This window comes from Cytobacillus sp. FSL M8-0252 (assembly GCF_038007345.1).
Taxonomy (GTDB): domain Bacteria; phylum Bacillota; class Bacilli; order Bacillales; family Cytobacillaceae; genus Cytobacillus; species Cytobacillus kochii.
The window spans coordinates 2,337,479-2,349,224 of record NZ_JBBOWZ010000001.1 but is presented as its reverse complement, the minus strand read 5'-3'; the positions used below and the strand labels follow the sequence as shown (position 1 = coordinate 2,349,224).

The 11,746-nt window shown below is 35.1% G+C and carries 8 protein-coding genes; 3 read left to right on the top strand and 5 right to left on the bottom strand.

What is annotated here, in order from left to right:
* Positions 1–13: 13 nt before the first annotated feature.
* Complete coding sequence (locus MKX83_RS11960) at positions 14–556, top strand: DUF402 domain-containing protein (protein WP_341055504.1); 543 nt, start codon at positions 14–16, stop codon at positions 554–556.
* Positions 557–843: 287 nt separating this feature from the next.
* On the opposite strand, the gene parC is transcribed toward MKX83_RS11960, so the two are convergent.
* From parC to MKX83_RS11945, 3 genes are all read right to left on the bottom strand, one after another.
* The gene (parC, locus tag MKX83_RS11955; protein WP_307314039.1) at positions 844–3,276 is read right to left on the bottom strand and encodes a DNA topoisomerase IV subunit A; all 2,433 of its coding nucleotides are present in this window, start codon (positions 3,274–3,276) and stop codon (positions 844–846) included.
* Positions 3,273–5,249 (bottom strand): DNA topoisomerase IV subunit B, encoded by a 1,977-nt coding sequence (gene parE / locus MKX83_RS11950; RefSeq protein WP_307314041.1) that lies wholly within the window; start codon positions 5,247–5,249, stop codon positions 3,273–3,275. The genes parC and parE overlap by 4 nt, the downstream gene beginning before the upstream one ends.
* 326 nt (positions 5,250–5,575) lie before the next feature.
* Positions 5,576–5,989, bottom strand: a complete 414-nt coding sequence (locus MKX83_RS11945) for a CoA-binding protein (protein WP_095373322.1) — start codon at positions 5,987–5,989, stop codon at positions 5,576–5,578.
* Between the two features lie 314 nt (positions 5,990–6,303).
* Between MKX83_RS11945 and plsY the strand changes: the two genes are divergently transcribed.
* Both plsY and MKX83_RS11935 read left to right on the top strand, forming a co-directional pair.
* On the top strand, positions 6,304–6,906 hold the full coding sequence (gene plsY / locus MKX83_RS11940; protein ID WP_095373323.1) for a glycerol-3-phosphate 1-O-acyltransferase PlsY: 603 nt from the start codon (positions 6,304–6,306) through the stop codon (positions 6,904–6,906).
* Positions 6,907–7,281: 375 nt separating this feature from the next.
* Complete coding sequence (locus tag MKX83_RS11935) at positions 7,282–8,391, top strand: ATP-binding protein (protein WP_095373324.1); 1,110 nt, start codon at positions 7,282–7,284, stop codon at positions 8,389–8,391.
* Between the two features lie 88 nt (positions 8,392–8,479).
* Here the strand turns inward: MKX83_RS11935 and brnQ (MKX83_RS11930) are convergent, their stop codons facing one another.
* Positions 8,480–9,826 (bottom strand): branched-chain amino acid transport system II carrier protein, encoded by a 1,347-nt coding sequence (brnQ, locus tag MKX83_RS11930; RefSeq protein WP_341055502.1) that lies wholly within the window; start codon positions 9,824–9,826, stop codon positions 8,480–8,482.
* A 383-nt stretch (positions 9,827–10,209) separates the two neighbouring features.
* The gene (brnQ, locus tag MKX83_RS11925) at positions 10,210–11,556 is read right to left on the bottom strand and encodes a branched-chain amino acid transport system II carrier protein (protein ID WP_095373326.1); all 1,347 of its coding nucleotides are present in this window, start codon (positions 11,554–11,556) and stop codon (positions 10,210–10,212) included.
* Positions 11,557–11,746 lie beyond the last annotated feature (190 nt).

Here is an 11,746-nt window from a genome sequence, read left to right as displayed (position 1 = left end):
GTGGGGGATGATGATGCTAAAGAGGAAGTTCGGAGATCGTTCAGATTGGAAAAGAATTGATAAAAGGAAATATTCACAGGCTTTCCTCAATACCAAAAACTTTAAGGGTCACATAACTTTATTACATGCACTATCCGTTACATCACCATTATGTGTAAGTTATGGGAGAAAGAAATTATGTATAGTGGATGATGGATATATGTGGCTTCAACAATTTCCTTTAAGAAAAAACCATACAGTAACTACGATGTTCGATTCTAAAGGGAATATCATTCAGTGGTATATAGACATATGCCTCCATTATGGAATAGACAATAATATTCCATGGATGGACGATTTATTCTTAGATATTGTTATATTACCAACCGGGGAATTATATGTTTTGGATGACGACGAACTTGAAGATGCGCTAAAAAATAGTATTATTAATCAACCTCTATATGATTTAGCTTGGAAAGAAGTAAAAATCATTAAAAGTTTAGTTAGAGCTGGAAACTTTAATTTGTTAAAATTGTCGAACACCCATAAAAAAATTCTATCTAAAATTTTGAAGTAACTACGATTAAATGAACAGAAGTTCTGTCTATTTCCGTTCATTAATCATGAAGATTAGATAACTAGAAGACTTAACATTAATAAAAAAATTATTTACTTTACACAGTAATCTTCCCTGTTGACCAAGAAACGTTAGAGGGATGCCTTCAGTGTTTTTTCAATACTAAAATGATCAACTAAAAGAATGATAATGCACATTAAAAAAGTACATCACTTTTATGAGTGTGTACTTTTTTAATAATGTGTCATTAAGTTAAATACAACCTTTCAACTTTTTGAAGAAATCGTTTATGTTTGTTCCTTTGTCTCAGTCCATAAATGAATAATTGCACCATTTTCTTCTTCATCTAATATAAACGATCCGTTGGAGTAGCGATCATTGTATCTAAGTTCATTCATTGCTATGGACTCAATTGTCCCTTTTTCACTTTCAACAAATGCTGTTTCATGATTATTTGTTATAACCATACCAACAATGCGATGCGGATGTTTTTTCAATTCGCGTAACATCACTACACCTCGTTTTGCCCTTGATGTTTGTTCAAACTCTTGCAGTTTCATTTTTTTCACTGCCCCGCGTTGCGTCGCAATGACAACTGCTTCTTCTTTCTCATTACTAATCATTTTTCCAGAAACAACATAGTCATCATCTTTTAGATTGATTCCTTTTACACCCGCAGCTCTTGGGCCTACTAAGTTTACTTCTTTCTCATGAAACCTGAGACCATAACCTAAATGAGTTGTGAGAAACACATCATGCTCGCCATGTGTTAGGTGAACATCGACAACCTCATCATCACCTTTTAGGTTAAGTGCAACGAGCGCTTTTGAAAAGCGTTGAGCTTTATATGATTTTAATTCGGTTTTCTTCACCATACCGTTTTTCGTAATAAATAATAATGTTGCATTCTCTTGTTCAAAATCAGTAATAGGGATTGCGTGAATGATACATTCATCACGATCGATGGCAATGATATTGGCAATATGTTGACCCATATCCTTCCAGCGGATGTCAGGTAATTGGTGCACAGGACAATATAAGTAGCTGCCTTTATTCGTAAATAGAAGTAGAACATCCGTTGTATTCATCTCTAGCTTTGTTAATAAACGGTCGGATTCCTTCATCGCTAAATCTTGTCCATTTGAAGCTGAATAAGAACGCTGGCTTGTCCGCTTAATATACCCATCTCTTGTGACAGTAACAATCACATCTTCATTTGCTACAAGAACTTCTAGGTTAATTTTAATTTCTTCTATTTCTGCTTCAATTACTGTTCTTCTATTGTCTTCAAATTTCTTCTTCACTTCACGAAGTTCTTTTTTAATCACTGATGCGAGTTTCTTGTCACTGGCAAGAATCGATGTGAGTTCCTCTACTTTGGCCGCTAATTCCTCTGCTTCTGCACGCAATGCAGTGATATCTGTATTCGTCAAACGATATAGTTGTAATGAGACGATCGCTTCTGCTTGAGGCTCTGTAAATTGATACTCTCTCATTAAATTCTCTTTCGCGTCACGCTTATCTTTTGAAGCACGAATCGTCGCAATGACTTCGTCTAATATAGATAATGCCTTGATTAGGCCTTCAACGATATGCTGACGTGTTTGAGCCTTTTCTAAATCGAATTGTGTTCTACGTGTGACAACCTCTTTTCGATGGTCAATGTAGGCATCTAGTAAGGGGACTAGACCCATCGTTTTCGGATGACGGTTATGAATAGCCACCATATTAAAGTTATACGGGATTTGCAGATCAGTATATTTATATAAATAATGTAAAACCCCTTGTGGGTCAGCATCCTTCTTTAATTCAACGACAATTCTTAGCCCTGTACGATCCGTTTCATCACGGACTTCAGCGATTCCTTCGATTTTACGATCGAAGCGAAATTCATCCATTTTCTTCACTAAGTTCGCTTTATTTACTTCATAAGGGATTTCAGTAATGACTATTTGCTTTCTACCACCACGAATATCCTCGAAATCTACTTTACCACGGATAATAATTTTACCTTTGCCCGTTTCATAGGCTTTCTTAATGCCTTCTACACCTTGTATGATTCCACCGGTAGGAAAATCAGGTCCTTTTATATACTGCATTAAATCATCGACAGTACTTTGTGGACGATCCATACGATGAATAACAGCATCAATAACTTCTCCAAGATGATGAGGTGGGATTTCCGTTGCATATCCGGCAGAAATCCCTGTTGATCCATTTACAAGTAAGTTGGGATAACTAGCTGGTAAAACGGTTGGTTCATTCGAAGTATCATCAAAGTTCGGAATAAAATCAACCGTTCTTTTTTCAATATCATTTAAGAGTGCAGAAGAAATAGAAGATAATCTCGCCTCTGTATACCTCATCGCAGCAGGTGGATCATTATCGATACTACCATTATTGCCGTGCATTTCAATAAGAAGCTTGCGCAACTTCCAATCTTGACTCATACGCACCATGGCATCATATACAGAGGAGTCACCATGTGGGTGAAAATTACCAATCACATTACCGACCGTTTTTGCCGATTTTCTAAAACCTTTATCATGCGTATTACCTTCAACATGCATGGCATATAAGATACGACGCTGCACGGGCTTAAGCCCGTCTCTCGCATCAGGTAATGCTCTATCTTGTATAATATATTTACTATATCTGCCAAATCGGTCACCAAGGACATCTTCTAACGGCAGATCACGAAATTGTTCTGCTTTGTTCATGAATCTAACTCCTCAAGCGTCGAAATGTTTTCATTTTCTAAAATGCTGCCATCTTCCTCTAATCCGAATGCGACATTTGTTTCAATCCATTTCCTCCGTGGTTCAACTTTATCACCCATTAAAGTGGTAATTCTACGTTCCGCTCTCGCAGCGTCATCAATTTTCACACGGATGAGCGTTCTCGTTTCTGGATCCATCGTTGTTTCCCATAATTGGTCAGCATTCATCTCACCAAGTCCTTTATAACGCTGAATAATATAGCCTTTACCAACCTTTTTAATCGTATCAGGAAGCTCTTCATCACTCCATGCATACTCTATTACTTCTTTCTTTCCAGAACCTTTACTCACTTTATACAATGGTGGTAAAGCAATATAGACTCTACCTGCTTCTAGTAACGGCTTCATATAGCGGTAGAAGAAGGTCAGTAAGAGCACTTGAATATGGGCTCCATCGGTATCAGCATCCGTCATAATAATCACTTTATCGTAATTAATATCTTCAATCGTAAAGTCACCACCGACACCCGCTCCAACAGCGTGTATAATCGTGTTTATCTCTTCATTTTTAAAGATATCTGCGAGCTTTGCCTTTTCAGTATTTATTACTTTACCTCTTAATGGCAATACTGCTTGAAACCTTCTATCGCGCCCCTGCTTTGCTGAACCACCCGCAGAGTCACCTTCTACTAAATATAATTCGTTTCTTTCTGGGTTACGTGATTGAGCAGGTGTCAATTTCCCTGACAGAACCGCTTCAGCCCGTTTCTTCTTCTTTCCGCCTCTAGCGTCTTCCCTTGCTTTACGTGCTGCTTCTCTTGCTTGAAAAGCTCTAATTGCTTTCTTAATTAATAAAGAGCTTGTATCTGGATTTTCTTCAAGGAAGTAAGAGAGATACTCTGATACAACAGCATCGACAGCTGAACGCGCTTCGCTTGTTCCGAGCTTGCCCTTTGTTTGTCCTTCAAATTGTAACAGTTCTTCGGGTACACGTACTGAGACAATCGCCGCAAAACCTTCTCGTAAATCAGTTCCTTCTAAGTTCTTATCTTTCTCTTTTAGAAGCTGAACTTTACGGGCATATTCATTGAACACCCTAGTCATCGCTGTTTTAGCTCCAGCTTCATGTGTCCCTCCATCTTTCGTACGAACATTATTGACAAAAGAAAGGACATTTTCTGAAAAACCATCATTAAATTGGAAGGCAAAATCAACTTCAATACCATTATGCTCCCCTTCAAAACTAACTACTGGATGGAGCGTATCTTTTTCTTCATTTAGGTACTGAACAAATGCTTCAATCCCATTTTCATAATGATAAATCTCTTTAAGATCATGACGTTCATCCGTTATCTCGATTTTCATCCCTTTTAAGAGAAAAGCGGATTCACGTAATCGTTCACTTAGCACTTCAAAATTATATGTAGTTGTTGAGAAAATTGTCGGATCTGGTTTAAAGTGGATCGTTGTCCCTACTTGATTCGTTTTACCAACCTTCTCAAGCGTGGTTACTGGCTTTCCGCCGTTTTCAAACCGCTGTTCATAAACAAGTCCATCGCGTTTAATTTTAACGACTAACCATTGTGATAAGGCGTTAACAACTGAAGCACCTACACCATGAAGTCCACCACTTGTTTTGTATCCACCTTGGCCAAACTTTCCTCCAGCGTGCAACACAGTCAATATGACTTCGGTTGTAGGTTTGCCCATCTTGTGCATTCCGGTCGGCATTCCTCGACCTTTATCTTGAACACTAATTGAATTGTCTTTATGTATTTTGACAATGATATGATCGCCGAAACCTGCAAGTGCTTCATCTACAGCGTTATCGACTATTTCGTATACAAGATGGTGTAGCCCTCTTGCATCCGTACTTCCAATGTACATTCCGGGACGTTTTCTAACAGCTTCTAATCCCTCAAGTACTTGTATGGCATCATCATTATAGTCAAATACTTCCTGATTTTTTGCCACAAGCATTCCCCTTTCATCTTCAAAAACCATCTATTGTCTATCAATCCGAGTCGGCAATAGAGTTTGATTATATCATAACCGCGCCTTTATGCACCTCTCTACAATAGATATCGGTTTATTATTCCATTCTTATTCACTATATTCCTTCTTATCATGCGAGTCGTATGCATATATGTTCCCCATTGTAACATGATTAAGGTCATGTATATACTGTTGCAAGAGGTGAATAAGAACAAACGTTCTAATCATTATATCATATTTATACGTCTAAACCGCATATGAAAGAAAAAGCATGAAATCAATGTCATGATCCCATGCTACAAATGTTATTTTGTTAGCGCATGCTCTACTTTAATGCATCGATCCATGATCACGGTATAACCAGCATCACTTAACTGCTGAAATACGTCTTCATCTACAACACCTAGCTGAGTCCAAAAAATGGGACAATCAATATTTTGAAATTCACTCGCAAGACTTGGCAAATATTCCGAACGTCTAAAGACATTAACAATATCCACTTTGCCTTCTATTTCAGCTAATGATGCAACCGCTTTTACACCTAATACTTCCTTAACTTTGGGATTAACAGGGATGATTTCGTAACCACTTTTTTGCATGGCTTCACTTACCATATAGGATGTACGATTAGGTTTATCACTTAAACCTACGACGGCAATCCTCTTTGCTTGTTTTAACATCTTTCCGATTTCAGTTCTTGATGGGTTTTCTATACTCAATACATTCACCTCTTATTTTGAACTCTACACTATTTTATCTGAATTAAAGTATAAATGCGAATAGATCGCAATGCTGTTCTTTCTGACATACAGCTTCATCTTTTTTATAAAGCTTTCCTTTTCGCTAAATATCACGTAATCCACTTAACAAAAAAGTTCTTTTCTACTAATTTTAATCATATATCTATTTAACATTCGTTTCATACTAGGGTAATCTTTGCAATTGAAAAGATATTTTAAAAGCAACATAGTACATTCACTTATTTACGTGGTACAATATAAGAACTGTATTTTTATTCCGTGGGGGAGAGTTTATGACATTTGAAGTAATCATCGTTTTTCTTATTGCTTATTTAATTGGTTCCATTCCATCTGGATTAATCATTGGTAAAGTGTTTTATGGCATTGATATTCGTGAGCATGGTAGTGGTAATCTTGGTGGGACAAACACTTTCCGAACGCTAGGAAAAAAAGCAGGTTTTACCGTTACACTGGCCGATATCCTGAAAGGTACCATAGCTGCTGGATTATTACCAATCTTCTTTGATATAGATATACATACAGTAATTATAGGAATTTTTGCTGTTATTGGCCATATGTACCCGATATTTGCAGGATTCAAAGGTGGTAAAGCTGTTGCTACATCTGCAGGTGTTGTGCTGGCGTTCGTGCCCGTCATGTTTGTGGTAATATTAGCTGTATTTTTCATCTCACTTCTCACTACTAAATATGTTTCATTATCATCAATGATTGCTGGTATTGCAGGATTGATTTATTCACTCATTCTTGGTGATCCAATTTTAATCATAGTGATTGCCTTAATGACATTGTTCATCATTTATCGACATCGTACAAATATTAAAAGGATTATCAATAAAACTGAACCAAAAGTCAATTTATTTAAAAAGAAAAGTTAACATTCAAAAGACAGCGTTATAGAATGCTGTCTTTTCTTATTTATTCATTTCTATACTAGGTAGATCGAAGCTATAATTTTTTCTAGTAATCTATCTTTTTTACAATTCCTAAAAAATTCCTTTAACGAATGAAAACGGTGATTGAAAGCCATTGAATGACTTTGGTATGATAAGATTAATAAGTCCATCATTGCGATTTAATTAAAAATATGACATTTTAACTCATATACATAACAAGAAAAGTAGAGATGATTCGTGTTTTTTTCTCAATATACATGTTTTTCTAACATATAATGCAATTTCTTCTAATAGAATAAAAGAGAATGACATTAGATACTACTTCCACATGACAAACAATGGTAAGGATGATAAGAAATGAAATTAACTGAGATTGTCTTAAAAGAACTACCATTTCCATACTTCTTAATTGACAACAATAATCACGTGGTTTCAACATCTATAGTTAATCAGCATACAATCATTGGTACCCCATTCACACAATTAATGAATTACGAAGATGTCGAACAATTTAATGAAATACGCAAGAAAAAAGCAGTTCTTAATTTACAGCTATTTTTCGGAAACGGTTATCACAATTATCGCGTCTATACGATTCCTGAGGAAGAATCATGTCATTTATTTTGCTACCCCTTATTTCATTCATTATCTACTGATCATAATTATCAAACACAACAATTAGAGCAAAAACTCCTCAGATTTAGCTTAGAACTAAATGAAAAAAAGAAAATCATTCATGAAACTGCGTCTCAGATTAATGAAGCTAATTTCACAAATGAGTACGCACAAAATTTAAGTACACTTGCAGCATCGATGGCACATGAAATACGTAACCCGCTTACAACAGTTAAAGGTTTTTTACAATTGTTAAAACCCTATCTCAATGAGTCAGGGAAAAATCAATATGTTGATATTGCTCTAGATGAGATTAATCGTGCCAATGATATTATTCATGAGTTTCTAAATGCAGCAAAGCCAACAGACAATATTAAAGAACGTATTTCTATTAATAAACTTGTTCACGATACTTTCCTGTTGTTTCAGAGTGAAGCGATTTTAAAGAATACTGCACTCTCCTTCCAATTATCAAAAGACGATCCATATATTTATGGTAATGCCAAACAATTAAAACAAGTACTAGTCAACTTAATTAAAAATGCACTGGAATCATTTGATACACAAGAGCAGCATCAAGAAAATACGATTAATATCTCTGTTAGAAGGACAGCTGAAACATGTTTAATCGTTATAAAGGATACTGGTTTCGGAATGAATGAAGAGACATTAGAAAAGCTTTTTCAACCTTTTTATTCTACTAAATCGACGGGCACAGGCATTGGGTTATCCATTTGTAAAAGAATTATCGAACAACATAATGGCTGGATTAACATTTCATCTGAAATGAATGTTGGTACAACGATTAAGATTACTTTACCGCTAGATAAAGAAAATACATACAGCAATTGAGAGATTAACTTCACATATCCGAATGATCTGGCATCGTTTTATAGCAAAAAAAAGAAGCCTCCGTTTTAGTCGGAGGCTTTTTTTCTTATTAAATTAATTGTTCTTTTTCATCCTCAACCTTTTTATTTTGAAATAAACCAATGATTATTCCTAGAACCGCTCCTAAAAATGCAGGTACTAACCAACCTAACCCTACATCATATAATGGAAGAATACTAGTGAATAGATTATCTACTGAGGTAATCGTATATCCTGCTGCTTTAAAGCCATCAAAGATACCAATAATAAACGTAAATAACATACTCATTTGGTAAACAGATTTCTTACCATTAAACAACGGGTGTAAAAACGTAAGGATTAATAATACAATCGCTAATGGATAAATAGCTGTTAATACCGGTACTGAAATAGCAATCAATTGACTTAATCCAAAATTAGCAATCGCTGCACTAAATACTGAGAAAACAATAACAAACGTATTATAGGAGACTTTAGGCATGATTTTACTAAAATAAGCTGCACATGAAGAGATTAAACCAATACTAGTCGTTAAGCATGCGGCAATGACAATCACACTTAGTATAACTCCTCCAAATGAGCCGAAATAATGCCCGGAAACTTGAGATAAAACCGCCCCACCGTTTCCTAATATACCTAATTGAGAAACACTACTAGCACCAATATAAGAAAGTGAGCCATAAATCACAGCAAGCAAACCGGCTGAAATTAATCCTGCTTTAATCACTGAAAGCATCACTACTTTAGTTGATTGAACGCCTTTAGAACGAATGGCATCAATTACGATAATTCCGAATACGAAAGCAGCAAGGGCATCCATTGTTAAGTAACCTTCAGTAAAGCCGTTAAAGAAAGAGTTAATAGTATATCCATCACTTGGTGCTTGTAGAGATCCTAGTGGATTAACAAATGCTACTACAATTAAAATTAAAATAAATAATAGTAGAATAGGTGTTAAAACTTTACCAACAATATCAACAATTTTCGATGCATTCAGAGAGAAGAATGCGGTAATTCCAAAGAAGATGATAGAGAAGATAACTAATCCAATCGTACTCCATTCATCAGAAATGAATGGTCTAATACCAATTTCATAAGAGACCGTACCAGTTCTTGGTATCGCAAATAATGGTCCGATAGATAAATATAGAACAACTGTAAAAAGTAGACCAAAGAGTGGACTTACACGACTTGCAAGCGATTGCAAGTCACTTTTACCAGAATAACCTAAAGCGATTACACCCAATAAAGGAAGACCAACACCTGTTATAATAAAGCCCGCTACTGCGGCCCATACGTTCGTTCCTGCTTCTTGACCCATCATTACTGGAAAAATTAAGTTCCCAGCACCGAAAAATAATGAAAATAACATAAATCCTACTGCAATAATATAAGAAGACGGAACCTTTTGATTCATATCTTCTACCCCCTTCTGCCTCTACTGTTGTAGTTAACAATCTTCAATTACTATAATTTACTAATTCTTCAGAAAATTCATATTTAAATATAATATTGTATGAATTACAATCTCTGAAAAAATTCAAGCAATATATTGCATTATTAAAGTAACATATCCATGTAATGAATGCAATATATTATTTTAAAAAAATATAGTCATATGTAATATATTAATAGAATTATTCTTACTTAATTTACTAGTAGAGACCTCGATAATTTTACATTCTTGATTGGAATGACTAAGAATAATCCTTCTAGTTATCAAAAAAATAGTGAATATTATTATAGGTTACATAAAAAAACCCTTACAAAAGGAAAATCTTTTGTAAGGGTAAAAAACAGTTAAATTACTTCTTCATTCTCTTTTATCTTTGTCTCTCTTTTAAACAGATCTATTACAATACCTAAAATCACACCAATGATAGCTGGTACAATCCAACCTAATCCCACTTCATACAACGGAAGAATGTTTGCGAATAAATGATAAACAGGCTCTATTTGAACTCCTGCTTCTTTTAAACCGTCAAAAACACTAACAATAAACGTTAAAATCATACTTACTTGATAGACAGTCTTCTTCCCATTAAAAAACTGATGGAAAAATGTTAAAATTAATAATAAAATCGCCAAAGGATAAATCGCTGTAAGTACTGGAACAGAAATAGCTATTAACTCTGTTAAACCAAAGTTCGCAACTGCAGTACTGAAAATAGCAAATGCAATTACATATGTCTTATAGGAAAATTTAGGCATGATCTTATTAAAATAGCTAGCACATGAACTGATCAAACCTACACTTGTTGTCATACAAGCAATAATCATAACAGCACTTAGAACGATTCCTCCATAAGAGCCAAAATATGCATAGGCAACACCCGAGAGAACAGCTCCACCATTTTCAAGGATACCTAATTCCGCAACACTACTAGCACCCATATAAGCCATCGCACTATAAAAGAATGCTAATAAAACCGCAGCAATCAAACCAGCCTTCATCGTAGCAAACATAATAGAGCGATTTGACTCTATACCTTTTGCCCGCAGTGCATTAATAACAATTACACCAAAGACAAATGCAGCCAGTACATCCATAGTTAAATAGCCTTCTGAGAAGCCATTAAAGAATGAGTGTTGTGAATAAGCTTCTGTTGGCTCCCCAAAAGATCCTAGAGGATTAAAAACAGCAACAAGAATTAATAGTAGTATAAAGCTAATTTTAATAGGCGTTAAATATTTACCAACAATATCAACAATCTTTGATGAATTTAATGATAATATCGTCGCAACACCAAAGAAGCAGATTGAGAATATTAATAAACCAATCGTCAGTGAAGATTCTGGCAATAATGGTCGAATTCCAATTTCAAATGAAACACTTCCTGCTCTCGGAATGGCAAATAATGGACCAATAGCTAAATACAATATAATAGCGAAAATCAGTCCAAATGTTGGATTCACTCGACTTGCAAGCGATTGCAAATCACTCTTACCTGAAAAGCCAAGAGCAACAACAGCTAATAATGGCAGTCCCACACCAGTTATAATAAACCCAGCTGTCGCTGCCCAAACATTTGTACCCGCTTCTTGCCCCATCATAATCGGGAATATTAAATTACCCGCTCCAAAGAACAAAGAGAATAACATTAAACCTAATACAACCACATAAGAATTTGAAGATTTTTGATTCATATTTACAAGTTTACCCCTCTCAATTACAACTAGCAGATGATTTTTTCACCGCTAGTATTTTTCAGAATATTTATTCTTCATAAAATTAAATATTCTGAAATAATTTTTAAAAATTCTGTCACTTATCTAATTCCCGTTAATATATTGCATTAATAAGATAACATATCACTATAATGAACACAATAAATTA

Bases quoted from the DNA above. Each gene is read 5' to 3' on its own strand.
- MKX83_RS11960 (WP_341055504.1), top strand. From the start codon at position 14: ATGCTAAAGAGGAAGTTCGGAGATCGTTCAGATTGGAAAAGAATTGAT.
- parC (WP_307314039.1), bottom strand. From the start codon at position 3,276: ATGAACAAAGCAGAACAATTTCGTGATCTGCCGTTAGAAGATGTCCTT.
- plsY (WP_095373323.1), top strand. From the start codon at position 6,304: ATGACATTTGAAGTAATCATCGTTTTTCTTATTGCTTATTTAATTGGT.
- MKX83_RS11935 (WP_095373324.1), top strand. From the start codon at position 7,282: ATGAAATTAACTGAGATTGTCTTAAAAGAACTACCATTTCCATACTTC.
- brnQ (WP_341055502.1), bottom strand. From the start codon at position 9,826: ATGAATCAAAAGGTTCCGTCTTCTTATATTATTGCAGTAGGATTTATG.
- brnQ (WP_095373326.1), bottom strand. From the start codon at position 11,556: ATGAATCAAAAATCTTCAAATTCTTATGTGGTTGTATTAGGTTTAATG.